This is a genomic window from Candidatus Phytoplasma ziziphi, assembly GCF_003640545.1.
GTDB classification, from domain to species: Bacteria; Bacillota_I; Bacilli_A; order Acholeplasmatales; family Acholeplasmataceae; genus Phytoplasma; species Phytoplasma ziziphi.
On the sequence record NZ_CP025121.1, the window covers coordinates 341,620 to 365,958 of the forward strand.

A 24,339-nucleotide genomic window follows, 5' to 3' on the forward strand; every position below is an offset into this window, starting at 1 on the left:
AGATAAATATTAAATGAAATTTCAAAAAATATCATAAATATAATTAAAAAAAATATTTTTTAAAGTAAAATATGTATATATATTATATATTTGAAGTTATCTAAATTATTTTGAAACTAGTTTTAAAAATATTGAAATATCCTATAAATCGATTATTTATGTTTATTTTTTTAAAAAAATAATAAACAAAATTAATAAGATTAAAAAATATATTTATAAATTAAAAAAGGTTAATAATTAAAATTATGAAAGTCGGAATTGTAGGTTTGCCAAATGTAGGGAAATCAACTTTATTTAACGCTATAACAAATATGAAAGTTTTAGAAGCTAATTATCCTTTTGCTACCATCCAACCTAATGTCGGTGTTGTAGGTGTTCAAGATGAACGTCTTGATTTTTTAGCTAATTTGTCGCAATCTCAAAAAATTATAACAACTCAAATTCAATTTATAGACATCGCAGGTTTAGTAAAAAATGCTTCGAAAGGAGAAGGTTTAGGAAATCAGTTTTTAACACATATTAGAGATGTGGATGCTATTTGTCATGTAGTTAAATGTTTTGTAGATCCAAATATTATTCATGTTAATGATAAAGTAGATCCTATTGAAGACAGTTCTATTATTGAAACAGAATTAATTCTTTCTGATTTAGAACAAATCGAAAAACGTTTATCTAAAATTAATAAACAAAAAAAATCTTCTTTAAATAAAGAAGTTTTAGAGGAAGAAGAAATATTAAATAAATTAAAATCCTATTTAGAAAAAGATATTAATATTTCTCAAATTAGTTGGAATAAGGAAGAATTAAAAATAATTAAAAATTTTAATTTATTATCTTTAAAACCTATGATTTATATTGGTAATTTTCAAGAAAAAGATTTATCAGATTTAACAAATAATAATTTTTTTAAACACATGTTCATTCATAGTCAAACAAAAATAAGAGAATTTATTCCTGTTTGTATTTTGTTCGAAAAAGAATTATCTCTTTTGAATAAAGCGGAACAAAAAAATTTTTTATCTATGTACAATTTAAAAAATAGTGCTTTGCAAGAAATTATTCAAAAAAGTTATAAACTATTAGGTTTAAACACTTACTTTACTTCAGGAAAACAAGAAACAAAAGCATGGCCTTTTTTCAAAGGGATGACTGCTCCAGAATGCGGCGGTATAATTCATAGTGATTTTCAAAGAGGTTTTATTAAAGCGGAAGTTTGTAATTACGCAGATTTAGTTAATACTCCTAATTTTATCAAAGTTAAAGAAAATGGCAAATTAAGATTAGAAGGAAAAAATTATTTAGTTCAAGATGGAGATATTATTACTTTTCATTTTAATGTTTCTAAATAAAAAATAATAAAATATTTATAATTTTTTATATAATTTTACATTCAAGGAGAATATTATGATAAATAAAGATTATAAAGAAACTTTGTTAATGCCTTTGACAAATTTTCCTATGAAAGCTAATTTAAGCCAAAAAGAAATTGATATACAAAGTAAATGGACAAATATTAGATTATATGACAAAGTTTTAGAAAAAAATAAAAATAATCTTTCTTTTTTTCTTCATGATGGTCCTCCTTATGCTAATGGAAATATTCATATTGGACACGCTTTAAATAAAATTTTAAAAGATTTTATTGTACGTTTTAAAACGATGCAAGGTTTTTATGCTCCTTATGTTCCAGGATGGGATTGCCACGGCCTTCCTATTGAAACGGTTATATTAAAAAAATATTCTAAAGATAAATTATCTTCTAAAAAAGATTTTTTAAATAAATGCCAAGAAGTAGCTATAGATTTTATAGAAAAACAGAAAAAAAGTTTTCAAAGATTAGGTGTTTTAGGTCAATGGAACAAACCTTATTTAACTTTAAATAATTCTTTTGTAGCTGACCAAATTAATATTTTTGGTAAAATGATTTCTAAAAAATTAATTTTTAAAAAATTAAAACCTATTTATTGGTCTCCTTTTTTACAATCTGTTTTGGCTGAATCAGAAATAGAATATAAAAATCATCAAACACTTTCTATTTTTATTCTTTTCCCGCTTGTAAAATCAAATATACAAGAAGATATTTTTCAAGATGCTAAATTATTAGTTTGGACAACAACTCCTTGGACTTTACCAGCCAATGTAGCTATTTGTGCGCATCCTAATAAAGATTATCATTTAATAAAAATTAATAATGATAAATATATTATAGGCGTTTCGGTTTTAAATAATTTAAAAGAAAAATTTGATTGGCCAAAGGTAGAAATAATAAAAACTTTTAAAGGTAGTTTTTTAAATAATTTTGTATATGAAAATAAACTTTTCAATAAACAAAATAAAGTTGTTTTAGATACTTTTGTTTCGGATAAAGAAGGAACAGGTTTAGTTCATATAGCTCCAGGGCACGGTCATGATGATTTTTTATTAAGCGAAAAGTATAAATTAGATATTTTATTGAGCATTGATAAAAAAGGTTTAATGACTGAAATTTCAGGAAAATATCAAGGTCTTTTTTATGAAAAAGCTAATTATATTATTGTTTCAGATTTAAAAGAAAATAATCTTTTAATTAGTTCAACAATATTAAATCATTCTTATCCTCATGATGAAAGAACAAAAAAACCAGTTGTTTTTTTAGCTATTCCTCAGTGGTTTTTAAATATTGAAAAAATTAAAGAACAATTATTATCTGAAATTCAAAAAATTAAATGGATTCCTCAATGGGGCCAAATTAAAATACATAATATGATTAAAGATAGAAATGATTGGGTGATAAGTCGCCAAAGAAGTTGGGGTGTTCCAATTCCTATTTTTTATACAGAAGATGAACAGCCAATTTTAGATGAATTTTTAATTCAACATGTTTCTGATTTAATAAGAAAAAATGGCAAAGAAATTTGGTTCGAATGGGAAGCTTCAAAATTATTACCTCCTAATTATCAAAACAAAAAAAGCCCTAACAATATTTTCCGTAAAGAAACAGACATTATAGATGTTTGGTTTGATTCAGGAACTTCTTATAGCACTTTTCAAAAATCAAATAATGATTTAATACCTGCTGATGTTTATTTAGAAGGCGCAGATCAATATCGTGGTTGGTTTAATTCTTCTTTAATTACTTCTGTAGCTGCTTTTCAAAAAGCACCTTATAAAACAGTTATTACACATGGTTTTGTTTTAGACGGAAAAGGACAAAAAATGAGTAAATCATTAAATAATGTCGTTGATCCTTTGCAAATTATAAAACAAAAAGGAGCCGATATTTTAAGATTATGGGTAGCTAATATTAGTTATAATGTAGATGTTAGATTAGATGATACTATCTTAAAGCAAATAGAAGACAAATATAAAAAAATCAGAAATACTTTTCGTTTTATGTTAGGTAATTTAAATAACTTTGATCCTTCTAAAGAATGTTATATTTCTTTCGAAAAAAGAACTTTATTTCATCAATTATTTATTTTAGAATTTCAAGATATTTTTCTTAAGATAATAGAATATTACGAAAATTATAATTTTGACCAAATTTTAAGTTTATTATATCCGTTTATTTCAAATAGAATGAGCGCTTTTTATCTAGATTTTACCAAAGATATTTTGTATATCGAAAAAGAAAATAATTGGGAAAGAAATGTAATTCAATCTACTATATACGATCTTTTAATGTCTTTTTTAAAAATTTTAACTCCTATTATTCCTCATACTACTTCGGAAATATATCAAAATTTATCTTTTGTTCCAAAAGAAGATATTTATTTAGAATCGATTCCTCAAAACAAAGAATTAAAAGAATGGATATCTTTTTATTCTCAAAAGATAGATATAGAACACAAACAAATTTATTATAAATTATTTTTTTCTTTTAGAGAACAAGTTTTAAAACAATTAGAAGAAGCAAGAATAAATAAAATTATTAATAAATCTTTACAAGCTAAATTAATTTTAAAATTACCATTAAAATATATTGATATGATTAATGTTTTAGAAATTAAAGATAAATTGCATCAATTATTAATTGTGTCGCAATTAGAAATAATAAAATCCGAAATTTTTGAGATTAAAATCATGCCAGCCTTAGGAAATACTTGCCCTAGATGTTGGAACGTTATAGAAAATAAAGATTTAGAACAATTATGTAATCGTTGTTTAAATTTTTTTAAAGAATAAAATAATTAGAATACGGAAAATATAAAATTAATATAATGAAAAAAAGTCAAAATATTTCAAAAACGAATATAAATAATGATGATAAATTTTTAACAAAATGTAATATTACAATTCTTCTTATTTCGTTGTTTTTAATGTTTTTATATACTTTTGTTGATGTTATTTTGATGAGCGGCGATTATAATATTAAGTTGTATACTACAGGTATTCATGGCATCGGAGATGCTATTGCTAAAATTTTAAAAGATGTTGTGGGCATTAAAAATGAATCTTTTAATGGATGGTTTGCGGCTTGTTTTTTTGCTGTTGTGAATTTATTTTTATTTATTTTTATTTCTTTCCCCAAATTAGATTTTAAATTTAGTTTGAATTCTTTGATTAATGTTATTGGTTTTTTTGTTTTTTTATTTATATTGACTTCTTTAATAAATAATTCTAACGGACAGCTGCATAATTGGAGTCATTGTTTTGGTTGGATACCAAAAGAATCTGGTATTTGGAAGTCTTTATTAAGGGTTGTAATTGTATCTGTTTGTTCGGCATTTGCTATCGGTATGTGCATTAATATTGGTAGTTCCACAGGCGGCATAGATATTATTGCGAAATATTTAGTTATTTATAAAAATAGAACTATATCCACATCAATTAATGTATTGAACTTTTCTATAGCTGTTGTTTCTGTTACTTTTTTATCTATTTGGAATGGCAGTCTCGATTTAATGTCTTTATTATTAACCTTTATTAAATTAGCTATAAATTCATTTGTTATATATATTACTTTGAATAAAATAAATTTAAAATTTATTAGAAAATAATAAAATTTTTGATATTAGAGAAAGTTTATAATTATAATAATGAAAAATCTTTTGTTAGAATTTAAATTATATATCGAACATGAATTATTATTGTCTTTAAACACTATTGAAGCTTATGTAAATGATATAAATCAATATTTAAATTTTATGATAATAAATTTAAATATTAAAGATCCTAATCAAATCACTCAAAAAGATATTTCTCTTTTTTTAGAAAATATTGTTAATTTTTATAATATAAGCAGCAAAAGTTTAGCTCGAAAAATTGTTGTTATTAAAAAATTTCATTATTTTTTATTTTTAGAAAAAAAAATAAAATATAATGTTACTCTTATTTTGAAAATTCCTAAAATAGAAAAAAAATTACCTTTAGTTTTGTCTTTAAAAGAAGTTTTTTTGTTTTTAAAATGTGTTTCTGATAAAAATAGCTTGAATTCTTTAAGAAATCAAGCTATTTTTGAATTAATGTATGGTTCAGGATTAAGGATATCAGAAATTTTAAATTTAACTTTGTCTAATTTATATTTAGAAGAATCTTATATTATTATTATAGGGAAAGGGAATAAAGAAAGAATAGTCCCTGTTACAGAATATTCTGCTAAAAAATTAAAAAAATATTTACAAAAAGGACGTTCTTCTTTGTTAAAAAAGAAAACAAGTTTATTTGTTTTTTTAAATCAAAAAGGAGCACGTTTATCAAGACAAGGATGTTATAAAATTTTTAAAAAAATAGCTCAAAAAGCTAATTTAAGAAACGAATGTTCCCCTCATACATTAAGGCATTCTTTTGCTACTCATTTATTAGAAAACGGAATAGATTTGAGGACTTTGCAAAATATTTTAGGACATGAAGATATTTCAACTACTCAAATTTATACTCATATTAGTCAAAAATATTTAAAAAAAACATATTTTAAATATCATCCTAGAGCTATCGATAATTTTTAAATAAATATTTTATTAAAAAAATTTATTATTAAGAGGTTTATTGTGAAAATCAATTCTTTAAATTTATTTATTTATGAACAAAAATTTTTTTTGGAGAAAATTAAAAATAATTTAAAGAGTTTATGTTATGAAAAGAATTATAATTTTTTGTTTTATTCTATTCAAAAAGATAATTATCCCGAAATAGCTCAAAATATTGATAAAGAATTGTATACTAGTTGTTTTTTTTATGTTAAAAAAGTACTTTTTATTGAAAATATTTCTTTTTTATTTTCAAAAAAAAATATAAATTTAAATTTTTTGTTAAATTTTTTTAAAGACCCAGAAAATAATATTATTATTTATTTAGTTGAAGAAAAAGATAATAATTTTCCTCTAGATATACAAGAAAAAATAAATAATTATTTTATTATTGAAAAACAAAATAAATTATCATATCAAAATTTGATTAATCATACTCAAAAACTTTTTGAAGAAGATGGGTTTGTTGTAACTTCTAAAATTATTTCTTTTTTAATTCAAAAAACTCAAAATAATTTATTGTTATTACAAGAAGAAATACAAAAAATTAAATTATATTATTTATCATGTTCAAATAAAAATATTGAAAATATAGAAATAATTAAACAATTAGTCGTTTCTACAGACGATAGTGTATTTTTATTTATCAATTCCATTATAAATAATTCGAAAATGAAAGATAATTTTGATTTATTAGATAATTTGATAAATCATAAATATAATTCTATGTTTATTATTTATCAAATTTTACAAAAATTACAAGAAATGATTTTAATTCAACATTTGATAAATGAAAAAAAAAGAGAGGTTGAAATATCCACTCTTTTACAATATTCTTTACCCAAAACTTTTAATTTAATTAAAGAAATTAAATTATTATCCATGGACAAAATAGAAAATTTATTTTTAATTCTTTTTAAAATATATTATAAAGTTAAACAAGGATTGATAGAACCAGAAAAAGCTTTAAGATATCTTTGGATAAATCAAAATATTTAATCTAAAATTTTATTTATCATTGATAAAGAAATAGATCCTTTTCTTACCAAAAACCATTTAGGAGAAGTGATATCTATAACAGTAGAACTTATATTTAATGATATTTCCTTATTAGGATAAATACAATCAACTTTATTTTGATATTGTTTTTTAATCTCTAAATAATTATTTAGAGGTGGATGACCACTTTTATTAACAGAAGTGGTTTTTAAAGGTCCTTTTTCATTTAAAATTTGTAAAGTTAGAGGATGATTTGGTATTCGAATTCCTATTGTTTTTTCTTTTGTTTTATCATAATATTTTTTTGTGGTCGGTACGATAATAGTTAATGGGCCAGGCCAAAAAGCAATAGCTAATTTTTTAACTTTGTTATCTATCATTGCTATTTCTTCTATTTGTTCTAAAGAAAAAAACAATACACTTATTGGTTTATTGTTGTCTCTTTTTTTAATAGTATAAATTTTTTTTAAACTTTCCTGATCGTATATAGGACAACCTAATCCATAAACAGTATCTGTAGGAAAAATAATTATTTTGGATTTCAACATATTTATATTTTTTCTTCGATAATTTTTTTTTCTAATTCGTTATTTGTAGGTTCGATAATTAAATCTATTTTACCTTCCATAAAAAAATCTAATTTTTGTAAAGTCAAATTGATGCGATGATCAGTAATTCTATTTTGAGCGTAATTATAAGTTCTTATTTTAGCGCTACGATCCCCCTTGCCAATTAAATTTTTTTTAATATTGTTTTGTTGTTGTTGTTGTTCTGATATTAACTGATTAGAAATTTTATTTTTTAATAGTTGAAAGGCTTTTTCTTTATTTTGATGTTGACTTTTAGCTATTTGGCAAGCTACACTATCACCAGTAGGTAAATAAGTTAAACGAACAGCTGATTTGGTGGTATTTACTGATTGCCCTCCTGGACCACTTGAATTAAATGTATCTACTCTGATATCATTCCAATTTAAATCTATTTTTTTTTCTTCTTTGTCGGGAGATACTAAAATTTTAATTGTAGATGTATGAATTCTTCCACGTTTTTCTGTTTCAGGCACTCTTTGTACTCTATGTACTCCTGATTCATTTTTTAAAAAAGAATAAACATTATCTCCGTAAATAATCATTTCAACCGAAGAAATACCATTTTTAGGACTAGTTACTAAATTAAGGACATCTGTTCTCCATTTTTTACTTTCGGCATATTTAACATAAGCACGGAATAAATCAGCCACAAAAAGATTTGATTCGCTTCCGCCAGCTGCCGCTTTAATTTCGATAATAGCATTTTTGCTATTATCTTTTTTTTTAAATGATAATATTTTTTGTAATTGATTTAATTTTTCTGTTATTTTAATTTCTAAATTTTTTTGTTCTTCTTTAAATAAAACAATAAATTCATTTTCTTCTTTTGTTATGTTGTTTTTAGCAATTAATTTTGTAATTTCGTTTTTTTCTTTTTCTAAAATAAGATATGTATCATAAATGGAAACAATTTTGTTTAATTCGTTTATTTCTTTTAAAATTTCTATATTATTTACATCTTTCAACATTTTTTTTTGCAACAGTAAATATTTTTCTTTTATTATTTTAAGTTTTTTTAGCATTTTATTTATAACTCCTGTGTTAAACGAAAATAAATCAATATTTATGAATTTTATTCTATTTCAAAAAAAGAAAGACAATTTAAATTAAAATTAAATTTTTTAGTTCCTGTGGCTCCTTGTCTATTTTTAGCGATAATTAATTCTGTATAACCTAAATCGGATAATTCGTTTTGTGCACCTTTATTATAATAATTAGGACGATATAAAAACATAACGATATCAGCATCTTGTTCAATACTTCCAGAATCTCTTAAATCAGATAAAATAGGTCTTTTGTCTTCTCTTTTCTCAACTTCACGTGATAATTGAGACAAAGCCAGAACAGGAATTTTCAATTCACGTGCCATTTGTTTTAAACTTTTAGAAATATCAGCGATTTCTTCTTGACGATTATAAAAAGATTTAAAGTTTTGTTTATTAACTTTACCGATTAATTGTAAATAATCAATAATAATACAATCTAATTTATTTTGATTTTTGAGTTTACGACATTGAGCTCTAATGTCTAAAATATTAGCGCTTGAAGAATCATCGAAATAAATATTTAAATTTTGTAAGTTTGTAGAACTGGCTTTTAATAAATTAACTTCTTGTTCATTTAATATTCCTAATTGAATTTTTTTATGCAAAATTTTGCTTTCGGAACTTAATATTCTTGTTCCTAATTGTTCATTAGACATTTCTAAACTAAAAATAGCAATTGAAGCTTTATTATTTTTTTTAGCTATATTAAGAGCTAAATTAGACATAAAAGTACTTTTGCCCATTGAAGGTCTAGCGGCTAAAATAATAAGTTCTTCTGATTTAAAACCTAAAGTAATATCGTCTAAATTACTATAACCAGTGCTTAAACCGATAAGTTTATGTTCTCTTTTGTTATAAATAGTTTTATGTTCAATTTCTTTTAATAATGTTTTGATTTCGAGAAGATTGTTAGTTTTTTTCTTTTTGGAAATTTGAAAAAATTTTTCTTCAGTAATATTTAAATAATTAGAAAAATCAATATCATGATTACTAACACCTTCATTATAAATTGCTGAAGCGGCAGTAATTATTTCTCTTTTTAGAGCGGCATCACGAACAAAATCGATATAACTATCTAAATGATAAATAGAAGGAATACTATCAGTTAATTGTAATAAATATTTTTGCCCTCCTGTCAAAGTTTGTTTTTGATTTTTGAGAATACTAAAAATAGATACATAATCGATATCTTTGTTTTCTTTAGATAAAGTTTTCATAGCTTCAAAAATATATTGATGTTCAATGTTGAAAAAATCTTCTGTGTCTAATCTATCCATTGTAGTTAAAATTTTTTTAGGATCTAACAAAATAATTCCCAAAATAGATTGTTCTGCTTCTAGATAAAAAGGTAGTTTTATATTTTTTTCATTCATATTTTTTCTTTTTAATAAAAAGTAATTATTTTTTTTCTATATCTTGGATATTTATGATAAAAGAAGCTATAATTTCTGGAGTCAAAACAACATTAGCTTTATATTTTCCAAGTGAATTAATTTCACTTTCTAAAACAATTTGTTTTTTATTTATTAATATGTTGTATTTGTTATGAAATTCTTCTATAATTTGATTTAAAGTTATTTTGCCATACATTTTTCCTTGAGGACCTATTTTAACTGTTATATCAATGTTTTTATCGTCAATATCTTTTTTTACTTGTTGCATTAATAATTTATATTTTTTATTTTGTTCTTCTTTCGAAATTTTTTCTTGTTTTAGTTTTTTGATATTTTGGTCATTAGCTAAAATTGCTTTTTGTTCTTTAATTAAAAAATTACCATAACCAGAATTTATTTGAATAATATCATTTTTTTGGCCTTTATTTTTAATATCTTCTAATAAAATAATTTTCATATTTTTTAAACTTTCTTTATATTCTAAAAACAATATATTTTTTAATTGAAGGACGATGTCATCTATGTTATCGCTTTCGATTTGCGTAGCAGCACTGTTAATATGACCGCCGCCTCCTATTTGTTCCATAATTATATGGACATTTATTTCGCCATAAGAACGAGCACTTATTCCTATTTTATTATCTTTTAATTTAGAAATTGTAAAAGCAGCGTCGATTTTTTGAATATTTAACACATTTTCAGATATTTTAGCTAAAAAAGAACGATCATTACAAATTTTATTATTTTTGACAATTGCGAATCTATCCATATAAATTTCCATTTTAGAAATTAAATCATTCATTTCTAGAATTTGATTCAATTCTTCTCTTAGCCAAAATTTAACTTTAGAACTATCAGCTCCTAAATAAATTAATTGTGCAGCTGCTTCTAAAGTTCTTGAATTAGTACGAGAAGTGAAATAATTAGTATCTATTACCATTCCGCCATACATTAAACTAGCTTCAAAAGGGGTAATGTTAATATTATATTTGAAAAAATTAATAAGTTCTATCAAAATTTCTACAGTAGAAGAAGCTGTAGAATTAACATATGAAAATTTATTATTAATGATATCTTCGGTCGCTCTATGATGATCAAAAATAATTACATTGGAAGTTAAATTTAATAATTCAGGGCTGTTCACAATATCACGATTTTGAGTATCCACAATAACCAAAAGAGAATTTTCATCTATCATTTTCATTGCTTTTTCCGTTGTGATAATGAGATTGGTTAAATTTTTTTCTTCTTTATGTAAATCTTGATAAATAAATTTAAAATTAGAATCTGTTTTGGATTCATCGATAATTAAATAATGTTCATAATTTTTATTAATAGCCGACGCGATTTTATAAAAGATTATCATTGAACCTAAAGAATCTAAATCAGGATGAACATGCCCCATAATAAAACAACTTTGATGTTTCAAAATAAAATCTTCGATTATTTCAGAATTAATACGAGCTGATATTTTAGAATCAGTTCCTAAAGATGTAGTAGTCGCGCCAAAATATTGAAGTTTTTGATTCTCTATGTTAACAACTACTTGATCTCCTCCTCTTTTTTGAGCTAATTCTAAAGCATTCTGAGCATAATTAGACAGCTGATTATAAGATAAATTATAACAAGCGACACCCATAGACAAAGTAATTTTTAATTTATATTTATTAGATATATTACGAATTGTTTTTAAAATAGAAAATTTATCGGCGATTATATTTTCTAATTGATGATAATTTAATAAAATTAAAAATTTATCATCTGTTAATTGCTTTAAATAACTTTCATAAATTTCAAAAAAATCTGATAAAGAGCTTAAATATTCTACTTTAATTTGAGATTGTTCCGACAAATCTAATTTTTTAAAAGAATTATCTAAATTATCGAAAGATAAAAAAATAAGAGTAGGGGTTTTTTGATTATAAAGTGTTTGGATTTGTTCTCTTTCGGTAACATTGAAAAGATAAAATACATTAAATTCTTTTTTATATATGCAATCAAAATCTTCTTTTCCTATATGCAAAACGATTTTATCATTAGAAGAATTTAATAAGTCTGCCATAGAAGAATTAACATCTTTTAAAACAGTATTTAAAACAGGATTTTTTAAAATATTGTTAGCATAATTATTAATCCATTGAATTTTATGAAAAATATTATCTATTATAATAATCCCGATAGGCAATTCATTAAAAACTTCTTCCCCTACTTGATTAACATAATAAGATAAATGAGCCCATAAATTTAAACGATTTTTTAATCTTTTAATTTCCATTAAATAATGAACATTGAAATAAATACAAATAACAATAAAAAGAATTATTATTTTTCCTACAACGCTTATAAATAAGTTTAAAACAGTTGATTTTATTTCTTGAAAAGTATCGTTTGGTTTTTCTATAATTGATTTAATATTTTCACTATCATATATGATAGTGAAAATAAAAAAAATAATTAAAAAAATTATTAATATATTTTTTTTATATTTAAAAAATATTTCTCGAATTTTTTTATACATAATTGTTATAAAAACTCGTTTCTTATATTAATTTTTGGATTTTATGATTTAATTTTTTTAAAAAAATGAATCAAATGTTATTTTAATAAATGTTAATATTTTGTTACATTTGTTATTAAATAAAAAAGAAAACAAGCTATGATATTTAAAAATATAAAAGCTTGTTTTGTTATATCTATATGGGAATTATTTTGATAATTTTAATTAAATGTTTTTGTCATTTTGCTTTTTGATAGCCATATGACGAGATATTTTTATAGCTTTAGCTAAACGTTTTTGCCATTTAACTGAAGTTCCTGTAATTATACTTGGTAAAATTTTTCCTCTATTAGTCATAAATTTACTTAATAATTCGATATCTTTGAAATCGATTTTAGTAAATTTATTTTCAGTAAAAAAACAAACTTTACGACGTTTTTTAAAATATTTTTTGATTCTTTGCATTTTCTTATTTATAACTCCTTTTTTATATGTATTTTTATATATGCATATGTTTTATGATTTAAATTTAAAAAGGTACATTCTCATCATCAATAAATAATGTTTTATTGTCTTGGTTTTCATTTGTGTTTTGATTATAATTATCTTCTTTTTGAAAATTAGAATTATTATTAGAAACCTCAGAATCAGAATTATTTTTTTTAGGTTCTAAAAATTGAATTGAATCGCATCTTACTTCTGTAAAAAATTGTTTTTGATTATTATTTTCGGAAACATTAATTCTGATACTACCTTCGACGCCTAACATAGAACCTTTGGTAATATATTTAGCTAAATTTTCTGCTTGTTTATTCCAAACTGTACAGTTAATAAAATCAGCTTCTCTTTCGCCTGATTTATTATTAAAATTTCTATTTACCGCCAAAATAAATCTTACTAAAGGGACATCACCATTAATAAAACGTAATTCAGGATCTTTAGTGATTCTTCCTACTAAAATTACTTTATTTATCATTATTTATCTTCCACTTTTAATATAATGTAACGAATAACTTCTTCTGTGATATTCATAACTCGGTTAAATTCTTTGACCATATCATTATTAGCTTGCACTAATAAACTATTATAAAATCCTTGATTAAATTTTTTAATAGGGTAGTCTAGTTCTTTTAATTCTGCTTTTTGATATTCCAAAATTTGACCTTCTTTTTCAAAAATACTATTAATATTTTTATTAACAGTATCAATTTGTTTTTCGTTCAAAACAGGACTCAAAATATACATTATTTCATATTTTCTCATTTTTTAAAACACTCCTTATGGCCTTTTGTTCTTATTTCTGTCGAATAAGAAAAGGAAATTTTTATTATATTCAATAATTCCAAAATTAAAATAAAATTTATTTTATTAATATTAAAAATTTAGACTTTAATTTGCTAATTTTCATAATTAATTAATTTATCGAGATTATCTGATTTTTATTTAACAAATAATAGAATAAAAATAAAATTTTATTAACAATAATAAATTATTATATATATTTTATATTTTAACAAAATTTAAATAAATTATATTAAATAATATAAAAATTATTTAATATAATTTGAAAATTAGATTTTATGTGTGTTGTTATTAATGTTTAAATGAACTTTTTTGATATAATAATAATTGTAAATACTAAATGGAACTTATCTTTTTTTTCGATTGTATATTTGTTTAATTTTACCATAAAATTAAAATTTTTTTTAAATAATTAATATTTTTATTATTTTATAAAGATAAATTGTTTAAAAAGAATTTTATTATAAAAAACTATTATTCTTTTTAAAAACTTTTTAATAGATTTTAAATGAAACAATTTTAATATTGTAGAAAAATTATTATCATACATTTTACAATTTAATATAAACAAATTAATATAAAATGTTCTTTTTATTATTTATAATATGCAATTCTAAATCTATATTAAATAATTTTTTTTCGTATGGAATCGATAAATAACAGAAAGCGGGAAATATTAATATGAAACAGAATAAGGCGAAACATAATAAAAAAGCTCAATTTGTCTTTTTTTTATTTATAATTTTATCATTTATTATGTCGATTTTAAGTTTTTTAACATATTCTACTTCATTCAATGACAATTGTGTTTTACAACAAATGCAAATTTATATCGGAATGTTATTATTGATCTCAGTAATTTATTTTTTTGTTTTGCCTGAAAAATTTATTATAGGCGGATTAGAAAGTAATCTAATTTTTTTAGATAAAATATTTTTTTTTGATAAAAAAACTCAAAAACAAAAATATTTTTTTAGTCAAAATAATAAAATTAGTATTATAAGAATTTTAATTTTATTATTCGCTGTTTTTAATTTATGGAAAGGAATACCACATTCTAAAGAGATTTTAATTTCATCTATAATATTTAGTTTTTCATTTTCTTTTATACTCAAAATGTTTGATCATTATAATATTAAGCAAAATTTGATTCTTAGGAAATTTCCTGAATTTATTCAAAAAAATATCTTTTTGAGATTATTTGTATCTTCTATAATAACTAGTTTAACTTTGGGTATAACTTGTGGCGCTATTTTCAAAAATCATTATAGTACAGCAGGAACTGATGTTATTTTTATGTTTGTTAGTCATCGTTATGAATGGTCTTTACCAAGAATATTATTTGTTATAGATGGTTCAGCTATTTTATTATCTTTTATAATGGATTTATTGAGAAAAAGAAATAATAAAAAAAATATTAATAATACAAAAAATTCTAGTAATACAAGAAATGTTTTTATTAAATATTTTTTCTCTATCTTGATTTTTTTAATAACTATATCTATTATGGATTTTATAATGACTAAATAAATTTAAATTTCAAGAAATTATTTTTCAAAGTTAAGAGAGAAAATAATGATTTCATCTAAAGAAAATATTAAATTTAAAAAATTAAAAAAACTTTCTTGGAAAAAATATCGTGATTTTTTTCAAGAATTTTTAGTTTTCGGTGAACATTTAGTTCAAGAAGCTTTGGTTAATAAAGCTGTTATAGAAGTTTACACAATCGATCCAAATCGACAAGGGATTTTAATTTCGGAACAATTAATGAAAGAGTTAAATAATAATAAAATTCTTTATTCTGTGTGTGCTCTTTGCAAAATAAATAATAAACCTTTAAAAAGTGATCAAATATTAGTTATGGATGATATTCAAGATCCAGGAAACGCAGGAACTTTATTGAGAAGCGCTTGCGCCTTTGGTTTTAAACATATTTTTAGTAGTGAAAAAACAGTAGATTTTTATAATGAAAAAACTATAAGATCCAGCCAAGGAGCAATATTTCATTTATTTTTAGAAAGAGGAAATATATTAAAATTTTTGGAATCAACTAAAAATGATAATTATACTATTTTTAGCGCTTCTGTAAATAAACAAAATATAAATTTAGATGATAAGTCTTTTTTTACACAAAAAAATAAAAAAATTTTAATATTAGGAAATGAAGGAGCAGGTATTTCTTTTTCAGTTCAAGAAAAATCTGAATATTTTGTTCATATTGATATTAATGATATCGAAAGTCTTAATGTTGGGGCCGCAGGAAGTATTTTAATGTATCTTTTAAGGTGTAAAATATAAGGATACGCGAAAAGACAAAAGGTGAGACTCCTATTAAAAAAACCTAAAATTAAATTAAAAATACATAAAAGATTATCAATATTTGATAGTCTTTTTTTATTAGTTTTTTAATAGAGTTGAATTTTAAAAATTAAACTTTTATAAAATTAAAATTGTTTAAATTACCTATGACAGTATGTTACTGTTTTTTCAAAATGTTAATTTATTTCAAAATATGTAATTACCAATTACATATTTTGAAATAAAAATATATAATAATAATAAAAACATAAAGATTAAAAAAAGATAAATAAATAAAAACATCATTTTTAAAAGATTTTATAAAGTTATCTTTATATTTAAATAAAAATGAGTTTAAGGAAAGAATCGCAATTTTGGTTAGAAATTTTATTTTTTTGTGTTAGTGTTAAAACATAAAAGAAATAATTTGAATTTTTAAAACTTCATAATTTTTGAAAATTCTAATTTATTGAAACGTTATGGCTACAAATAAAATAATTATAAAGCATAATCAAAGGAGTTTAAAATGACAATTTTCTCTTTTCTACGTTCAGTTTTTTTTGATAATAAAAAAAATAGTTCTCTATATTTTACAAAAAAACAATTAAATGCTAATGATTTGCTAGAAATCAATGATTTACTGGCGAGAACTGATGATCTTTATAATAACAAAAAAACACCTTTCAAATTAATTAATGGTGTTATTAAAGAAAGCAAAAATCACATTTATTTACATAGCGTCAAAGACATAAATAAAAAGATTATAATAGAACAAATAGAAAATATTGATCCTAAAATGTTTAATCAAGATGTTATTGTTGAAGGTCAATTAATTCGGAAAAATGTTTTTAAAAACAAATATTTTGTATTAAAAATAAATAATTGGTTGTTAAAAAAAGATATTAATAAGTATAATTTGCAAACACAAGTTCAAATTAGTAAAATAATGAAAATAGGTATATTGGTTTCTGAAAATAGCTCAGTTTATTCAGATATCCAGGGTATATTAAAAGAAAAAAATTATAAATCATATAAAACATATTACGCTCGAATGGAAAAAGATAAAGCTATTCTTGAAATTATAAAAACAATTAAACAGATAAATGATGAAAATGAAGTAGATGTTATAATTCTTAGTCGTGGTGGAGGAGAACTTAAAGAAATTAATAGAGTATTTAACAATAAATGTATTATAGAAAATATTAAAAATTCGAAAATACCTATTATAACGGGAATAGGTCATGCTGCGAATATAACTTTTTCAGATTTGGTTGCTTTTGATTATGGTATTACTCCGACGTCAAGTATTTTAAAAATTTTCGCATTTATCGAAAAATCTAATAATTATTTATATCAACAAAACACTCTTGAAACTTATTTCCCTTTTATCTTTAAAGTTCATTATAAAAATAAGCAAATGAATAATATAAAAAAAATAATAGGAGTGATAGATAAAAATAAATTTCCAAATTTACAATTAAATAAATTATTTTACAATCTAAAAACAAATTACAACGAAGAAAAAAATGTTCTTTATTATAATTCGGAAGATAATGAATATATAAAATTTTTTTTAATTCGAACCAGATTAAACATGAATTATAAAAACGAACAAATGAACTATATAAAAAAAATAATAGAGGCAATAGATATAGATGAGTTGCAAACTGTACAATTTCATAAATTGTTGTCTGATTATAAAACTAATTATAACCAAGAAAAAAATATTATTTATTACAATTCAACAGATACTGAGTATATAAAATTTTTTTTAATAAATATCGATAATAAAGAAGAATTGTCTTTGTAAATTTTAATTAAATATGGAAAGCTCATTTTTAAACTAATTATATTTATACTTATATAAATTTTAAAAATTATTGATAAGAGCAAAAATAAATGTCTTCAAATCTTATATTAAATAAACTTATAGATGAGTTTAATAAAGAAAATCAAACTACTTATAAATTTGTTCAAACAATGGTTTGCGCAAAAAAAATAAAATGGGTTTTAAATTTTTCAGGAGAAAAAAATTTATCTAATATTTCTTGTTTAAATGATTTTGAACAATTAATTGAACAATTTATTAATAAAGAAACAAATGAATTAATTAAAGATTTAAAAATTGTTATTCATTTTTCGTTTACGAATCTTGATAATGTTCAAGATGAATCTTTATGGAAAAACATTTTTCAGTATCTTTTGAATAAAATAATTAAGAACCAATATAAAGAAGGTTTATTTTCTATTTTAAATTTTCAAAACGGATACAATTCAGCTATTGAAATTTTAGAAATCGATTTTGAAAAAAAAATATGTCATATAAAAATTACATTTAATGAATATTCTTTCAAATGTAATGAAGAAGAATTAAAAGTTCTAATCCAAGAATTAGATCAATTATTAAAAAAAGGATATGGTTCGGATTTGAGCTTAAATATTAAAGAAAGCAAATTTCCAGATGCACCTGAAGAAAAAAATAATGATAAAGTTTTTTTAACATTTGATGAGATTCCTAAATCATATGAACAAGTTAAAGATTTACAACCGAAAAGGTTTTGGATAAAAGGTTATATACAGCAAGTCACTAAAAAAGAAACTAAAAATAAACAAATTTTATTTTCTTTTTATTTAGTCGATCCGAAAACAAAAAAAGATTCTATATTGTATAGAATCTTTGCGAAACCTAAATCTGAAGAATATCAAAAAATGGAAAAAGATTTTCAAGAAGGAGTTTTAGTTGAAATTTGTTCTTCTTTAAATAAAAATTATGATTTAAGATATAAAGAAGATTTTAATTTTAGACTCGAAACTGAATATCAAATTGTAAATTCTACACCTTTCTTTTTGGAGAGAATAGATGATTATCCAGGAAAAAAAAGAATTGAATTTCATTTACATACAAAGATGTCAAATTTAGATGCTACAAATAGCGCTAAAGATTATATTGATACAGCCATAAGATGGGGGCATGCAGCGATCGCTGTTACAGATCATCATGGTCTTTATGCTTATCCTGAAATCGATAATTGTTCTAAGCAAAAACCTATCAAACCTATTTTAGGAGTTGAAACAGATTTTATTGAAGAAAAACCTATTTTTGTTACTAATCAAGAGGAATATCCTGAATTCGAAGATTTTGTTTTAAAAAAACATAATTATGTTGTTCTCGATATAGAAACTACTGGTTTTTCACAACGTAGAGATAAAATTATCGAAATATCAGCTGTTAAAATAGAGAACGGTCAAATGACAGATAAGATTTTTGATGAATTAGTCAATCCAGAAACTAAATTAAATAAAACTATTATAAAGCTTACAGGAATTCAAGATGAAGATTTAGAAAATAAACCTACTATTGAAAAAATTTTGCCTAAATTTTTAGAATTTATTAAAGGTTATGTTTTAGTTGCGCATAATTTGGCTTTTGATATAGGGTTTATCAAGGAAAAAGCTAAAAATTTAAAAATTCCTTTTATTGAACAACCTTGTATAGATACTTTACGTGTAAGCCAAAGATATTTTGAAAAATATTTGAAATATTTTTCTTTAAAGAGAGTTGCTAAATGTTTTAAAGTTAAAGCAGAATTAGAAGGTAGTCACCACAGAGCTTTATACGACTCTACCATAACAGCCCTTGTTTTAATAGAGATGTTTAAAAGATTAGAAGAACGAGAAATTTTTTATTTTTATGATTTAAGAGGTCGTATGGATGGCAAATTTGAAATATCTTATCATATTAATATTTTAGCTAAAAATAAAATAGGTTATAAAAATTTATTTCGTTTAGTAAGCCATTCTTTAACTAAAGATTTTTATAGAAAACCTAGATTATTAAAGTCTAATTTAGAAAAATATAGAGAAGGTTTATTAGTAGGAAGCGGTTGTAGTGAAGGCAATGTTTTTAAAACAGCTTTAAATAAAAATGATAAAGAGTTAAGCGAAGTTATTTCTTTTTATGATTATATAGAAGTTCAACCGATAGACAGTTATAAACATATTATTTATGATTTGGCCGGCGATAATACAGAAAAAGGAAAAATTATTATTCAAGAAATAATTTTAAAAATTATTAATGAAGCTCAAAAACAAAATAAAATTGTTATTGCTACTGGCGATGTTCATTATTTAAATCCTTGTGATAAAATTTATAGAGAAATTTATATTAACGCTAAATTAGTGGGCGGCGGATTACATAATTTATTAAAATATTCGACTCAACATTTACCCGACAATTATTTTTTAACTACTCAAGAAATGTTAGACGCTTTTAATTTTATTGAAGATCAACAATTAAAAGAAGATTTAGTGATTAATAATACTCATCTTTTAAATGATCAAATTGATAAAATTAGAATTTTTCCTAAAAAACTTTTTTCCTTAAAAGATGATAATTTTGCCAAAAATTTAAATATTCCAAGTATTAAAATTGAGATGAAAAATTTAATTGAGAATAAATTACAAAAATTATATGGAAAAAAATTACATCCTTTTATTCAACAAAGGATGGTCAAAGAATTAAAAAGTATTATTGGCGATTATAAAGATAAAAATATTAATCAAAATATTACTCCTATATATTTTTTAGCTTATTTATTAACTAAAAAATCAATAGAAAGTGGTTATCCAGTGGGTTCACGTGGTTCAATTGGGTCTTCATTTATAGCTACTCTTTTAGGAATAACTGAAGTTAACCCCTTAAAACCACATTATCTTTGCCCTCAATGTCAATATACCGTTTTTCCTCAAATGACTCAAGAACAAAAAGAAAGTGAAGAATATAAAGAATATATTCAAAATCAAGGTTCTGATTTGAATGATTATTCCGAGATAACAGATATTTTATCTGGTTATGATTTACCGGATAGAAACTGTCCTTTTTGTTCTGTTAAATTTGTAAAAGATGGCCAAGATATTCCTTTCGAAACTTTTTTAGGTTTCGAAGGTAATAAGACACCCGATATAGATTTAAATTTTGCGGGTGATTATCAACCTATAGCTCATGAATATATGAGAGAATTGTTAGGACATGATTGTGTTTTTAGAGCTGGAACGATTCAAACAGTAGCTAAACAAACTGCCTTTGGTTATGTTAAAGGTTTTATCAAAGCAAAAGAATTAGAAGATAAAATTAGAAATTGTGAAGTCGCTAGAATGTCGAATATAATCGAAGGAGTAAAACGTTCTACAGGACAACATCCTGGCGGCATTGTTGTTGTTCCACGTGATATTTCTGTTTATGAAGTTACTCCAATTCAATTTCCTGCTAATGATATAGAATCTAATTGGAAAACTACTCATTTTGATTATCATTCTTTTGAAAACAACTTATTTAAGATGGATATTTTAGGACACGATGATCCTATTTTGATTAAATTTTTTATGGATTATGTTCAAAAAAATCAGAATGAATTTAGTTTTAAATCTTATCAAAATATTCCAGTTGATGATCCCGATGTTTATAAATTATTTTCTAATGAATATATTGATAAAGGTCAGAAAATAGCAACTATTGCTATTCCAGAATTTGGTACTACATTTGTTCAAAAAATGTTAAAAGATATTTATAAAGAAAATAAAAAAATTAATTTTGGTATTTTAGTTAAAGTGTCAGGTCTTTCTCACGGAACTGATGTTTGGATGCAAAATGCTCAAGATGTTTTAGAAAAAAGAGGAGATTTTGATTATTTAAAAAAATCAGGTTTAAACATTTCCTTTAATGATATTATTGGTTGTCGTGATGATATTATGTTATATTTGATTCGTAAAAATGTTGATCCTTTAAAAGCTTTTGAAATTATGGAATTAGTTCGTAAAGGCAAACAACATTCTAAACCTGTCGAATGGACAGAAATGATCGAATCAATTCAAAAAGAAAAAGGTATTCATAAATGGTATTTCGAATCTTTAGGAAAAATTAAATATCTTTTTCCGAAAGCACATGCTGCCGCTTATGTTTTAATGGCTGTGAGAATCGCATGGTTTAAAGTTCATCATCCTCTTTTATTTTACAGTGGTGTTTTATCTACAAGATTAGATCAATTTGATTATGATTTAATGTTAAAAACGCCGAATGAAATTGATGCAAAAATTAGTATTTTAGTAGGTAAAAATATAACACAAAAAAACACAGCTAAAGAACAAAGTTTAATTAACACTTTAAATATTGCTTTAGAAATGCTTCGCAGAGGTTTTAAATTTTTGCCAATTGATTTAAATAAATCCGAAGCTTTTGAATTTGTAATGTATAATAATGATTCTTTAATTATGCCTTTTATCGCGATAGATGGTTTAGGTGAAAAAGCAGCCACTCATATAGTCGAAGAAAGAAAAGAAAAATTATTTACACAATCAGATTTTAAAAAAAGAGCTAAATTAAATAAAACTATTTCTAAAAAAATAATAGAAGAGTTAAAATTAGTAGAAAAATTACCATTAGAATGATCAAAAACTAAAACAATATATAATATTATATAAATTTAGTTATAATTATATTGATTATAAATTTTTTTGATTTTTACTGTTTTGTAATAAAACAAGATCATTAAGGCGGTTTAAAGTAAAATATATAATGAAAGTAATCGTGATTGGTTGTAATCATTCTGGGACAGCTGCAGTTAGAACAATGTTGAATAAAAATGAAGATATTAAAGTAAATATTTACGAAAAAAACGATAATGTTTCTTTTTTATCTTGTGGTATAGCTTTATATATTGGTGGCGTAGTTAAAGATAGAAAAGGTTTATTTTATTCTAGCGCTGAAGAATTAAATAATTTAGGAGCTAATGTAAAATTGAAACATGAAGTTGTTAAAATTGATTTAAATAAAAAAAATATTTTAGTTCGAAATTTAGAAAATGGTAATGAATTTTTCGATGATTTCGATAAATTAGTTCTTTCGACTGGGTCTTGGCCTGTAATCCCTAAGATAAAAGGAATCGAATCTCAAAATGTTTTATTATCTAAAAATTTAGAACATGCTAATCGTATTATTGAGTACGCTAAAAAAGTTAATAAAATAACAGTTGTCGGAGCAGGTTATATTGGAGTAGAATTGGCTGAAGCTTTTTGTAGACAAAACAAAGAAGTAACTTTGATAGATATTGAGAATAGAATAATGCCTAAATATTTAGATAAAGAATTCACTTCAATAGCTGAAGAGAGTTTAAGACAGCATAATGTTAAATTAGCTTTAAATCAAAAAGTAGTTGAATTCAAAACTAAAGGCGATCTAGTTACTCATGTTCAAACTGATAAAGATTGTTATGAAACAGAAATGGTTATTACATGTATCAGTTTTAGACCATATACAGATTTAGTCAAAGATGTTTTAGAATTAGATTCTAATAATTCTTTAAAAGTTAATGAATATTTGCAAACTTCACATCCTGATGTTTATGGTTGTGGCGATTGTATAAATATTATATATACTCCGTTAGCAAATAAAAGTATGTATATTCCTTTAGCTACTAACGCTGTAAGAACAGGTACTATTGTAGGATTGAATATTGAAAAAAATGTTTATAAATATTTAGGAACTCAAGGAACTAGTTGTATTCAAATTAATGATTTAAGTATTTCTTCGACAGGATTGAATGAACATTCCGCTAAATTATTAGGGATTGAGTATGATACAATTACTATAAAAGATGCTAATAGACCTGAGTTTATGCCTGAATATGATTCAGTATTATTAAAAATTTTATTTGAAAAAACAACAGGTGTTATTTTAGGAGGTCAAATTTTATCTACCACTGATTTAACTGAAAAAATGAATACTTTAAGCGTTTGTATCGAACAAAAAAATACTATTGATACTTTAGCTTTTAAAGATTTTTCTTTTCATCCGTATTTTAGCAAACCATGGAGTTTGTTAAATTTGGTAGGAATCAAATATTTAGAATCCTCAAAATGAATATAAGCGGTAATAATAAAAACTATGTTTACTAATAAACATAGTTTTTATTATTTATTGAAATTATTTTTTTATTCAATTTTTTTATTCATTTATATATTTTGTATAATAATATTATAATTTATAATTTTATTTTAATAAGAAAAGTTTTTAATTTTAAATTTATAAATTACTAAAGATAATGATTTTTTAAATTTATAAAAATATTTGAATTTCATTATTTTTATAAATTTAAAATTATATTTTTTTAAAAATTTTTGGAAAAATATTAAAATTAGAAAATCTTTTGCTTCCTAATATATGAATAAGCAAAAGATAACAAATTTAATATTATTTTTTTCTTGAATAAA

General features: G+C 22.6%; 17 protein-coding genes. 10 read left to right on the forward strand and 7 right to left on the reverse strand.

Going from position 1 to position 24,339, the window contains the following annotated elements; all coding sequences use genetic code 11:
- The first annotated feature begins 245 nt into the window (after positions 1 to 245).
- The 5 genes from ychF to holA are packed head-to-tail and all read left to right on the forward strand — an operon-like array spanning position 246 to position 6,947.
- On the forward strand, positions 246 to 1,349 hold the full coding sequence (gene ychF, locus CWO85_RS01785; RefSeq protein WP_121463980.1) for a redox-regulated ATPase YchF: 1,104 nt from the start codon (positions 246 to 248) through the stop codon (positions 1,347 to 1,349).
- Between the two features lie 55 nt (positions 1,350 to 1,404).
- Entirely contained in the window at positions 1,405 to 4,164 is a 2,760-nt protein-coding gene (gene ileS / locus CWO85_RS01790) for an isoleucine--tRNA ligase (RefSeq protein WP_236628344.1), read from the forward strand.
- A 35-nt stretch (positions 4,165 to 4,199) separates the two neighbouring features.
- Complete coding sequence (locus CWO85_RS01795) at positions 4,200 to 4,979, forward strand: YitT family protein (protein ID WP_121463981.1); 780 nt, start codon at positions 4,200 to 4,202, stop codon at positions 4,977 to 4,979.
- 39 nt (positions 4,980 to 5,018) lie between these two features.
- The gene (locus CWO85_RS01800; RefSeq protein ID WP_121463982.1) at positions 5,019 to 5,927 is read left to right on the forward strand and encodes a tyrosine recombinase; all 909 of its coding nucleotides are present in this window, start codon (positions 5,019 to 5,021) and stop codon (positions 5,925 to 5,927) included.
- Between the two features lie 42 nt (positions 5,928 to 5,969).
- The gene (gene holA / locus CWO85_RS01805) at positions 5,970 to 6,947 is read left to right on the forward strand and encodes a DNA polymerase III subunit delta (protein ID WP_161554982.1); all 978 of its coding nucleotides are present in this window, start codon (positions 5,970 to 5,972) and stop codon (positions 6,945 to 6,947) included.
- On the opposite strand, the gene CWO85_RS01810 is transcribed toward holA, so the two are convergent.
- The 7 genes from CWO85_RS01810 to rpsF all read right to left on the reverse strand — a co-directional run bounded on the left by CWO85_RS01810 (position 6,944) and on the right by rpsF (position 13,737).
- Positions 6,944 to 7,495, reverse strand: coding sequence for an L-threonylcarbamoyladenylate synthase (locus CWO85_RS01810; RefSeq protein WP_201736605.1), 552 nt, complete (start codon positions 7,493 to 7,495; stop codon positions 6,944 to 6,946). The two genes, holA and CWO85_RS01810, sit on opposite strands and share 4 nt — an antisense overlap.
- Positions 7,496 to 7,497: 2 nt before the next feature.
- The gene (locus CWO85_RS01815) at positions 7,498 to 8,559 is read right to left on the reverse strand and encodes a PCRF domain-containing protein (RefSeq protein ID WP_121463985.1); all 1,062 of its coding nucleotides are present in this window, start codon (positions 8,557 to 8,559) and stop codon (positions 7,498 to 7,500) included.
- A 50-nt stretch (positions 8,560 to 8,609) separates the two neighbouring features.
- Positions 8,610 to 9,956: a replicative DNA helicase gene (gene dnaB, locus CWO85_RS01820; protein WP_121463986.1), complete on the reverse strand. Its 1,347-nt coding sequence runs from the start codon at positions 9,954 to 9,956 to the stop codon at positions 8,610 to 8,612.
- 25 nt (positions 9,957 to 9,981) lie between these two features.
- On the reverse strand, positions 9,982 to 12,495 hold the full coding sequence (gene rplI, locus CWO85_RS01825; protein ID WP_121463987.1) for a 50S ribosomal protein L9: 2,514 nt from the start codon (positions 12,493 to 12,495) through the stop codon (positions 9,982 to 9,984).
- A 204-nt stretch (positions 12,496 to 12,699) separates the two neighbouring features.
- Positions 12,700 to 12,939 carry a 30S ribosomal protein S18 gene (gene rpsR / locus CWO85_RS01830; RefSeq protein ID WP_121463988.1) on the reverse strand — a complete coding sequence of 80 codons (240 nt, stop codon included), beginning with the start codon at positions 12,937 to 12,939 and terminating at the stop codon, positions 12,700 to 12,702.
- Between the two features lie 64 nt (positions 12,940 to 13,003).
- The gene (locus CWO85_RS01835) at positions 13,004 to 13,450 is read right to left on the reverse strand and encodes a single-stranded DNA-binding protein (protein ID WP_121463989.1); all 447 of its coding nucleotides are present in this window, start codon (positions 13,448 to 13,450) and stop codon (positions 13,004 to 13,006) included.
- Positions 13,450 to 13,737, reverse strand: coding sequence for a 30S ribosomal protein S6 (gene rpsF, locus CWO85_RS01840; protein WP_121463990.1), 288 nt, complete (start codon positions 13,735 to 13,737; stop codon positions 13,450 to 13,452). The genes CWO85_RS01835 and rpsF overlap by 1 nt, the downstream gene beginning before the upstream one ends.
- A gap of 720 nt (positions 13,738 to 14,457) precedes the next feature.
- Here rpsF and CWO85_RS01845 point away from each other — a divergent pair.
- The 5 genes from CWO85_RS01845 to CWO85_RS01865 all read left to right on the forward strand — a co-directional run bounded on the left by CWO85_RS01845 (position 14,458) and on the right by CWO85_RS01865 (position 23,989).
- Positions 14,458 to 15,306: a YitT family protein gene (locus CWO85_RS01845; RefSeq protein ID WP_121463991.1), complete on the forward strand. Its 849-nt coding sequence runs from the start codon at positions 14,458 to 14,460 to the stop codon at positions 15,304 to 15,306.
- Positions 15,307 to 15,351: 45 nt separating this feature from the next.
- Positions 15,352 to 16,074, forward strand: a complete 723-nt coding sequence (locus CWO85_RS01850) for a TrmH family RNA methyltransferase (RefSeq protein WP_121463992.1) — start codon at positions 15,352 to 15,354, stop codon at positions 16,072 to 16,074.
- A gap of 526 nt (positions 16,075 to 16,600) precedes the next feature.
- Complete coding sequence (locus CWO85_RS01855) at positions 16,601 to 17,884, forward strand: exodeoxyribonuclease VII large subunit (protein ID WP_121463993.1); 1,284 nt, start codon at positions 16,601 to 16,603, stop codon at positions 17,882 to 17,884.
- Positions 17,885 to 17,973: 89 nt separating this feature from the next.
- Positions 17,974 to 22,518, forward strand: coding sequence for an exonuclease domain-containing protein (locus CWO85_RS01860; protein ID WP_121463994.1), 4,545 nt, complete (start codon positions 17,974 to 17,976; stop codon positions 22,516 to 22,518).
- Positions 22,519 to 22,645: 127 nt separating this feature from the next.
- The gene (locus CWO85_RS01865) at positions 22,646 to 23,989 is read left to right on the forward strand and encodes an FAD-dependent oxidoreductase (RefSeq protein ID WP_121463995.1); all 1,344 of its coding nucleotides are present in this window, start codon (positions 22,646 to 22,648) and stop codon (positions 23,987 to 23,989) included.
- The last annotated feature ends 350 nt before the right edge of the window (positions 23,990 to 24,339 follow it).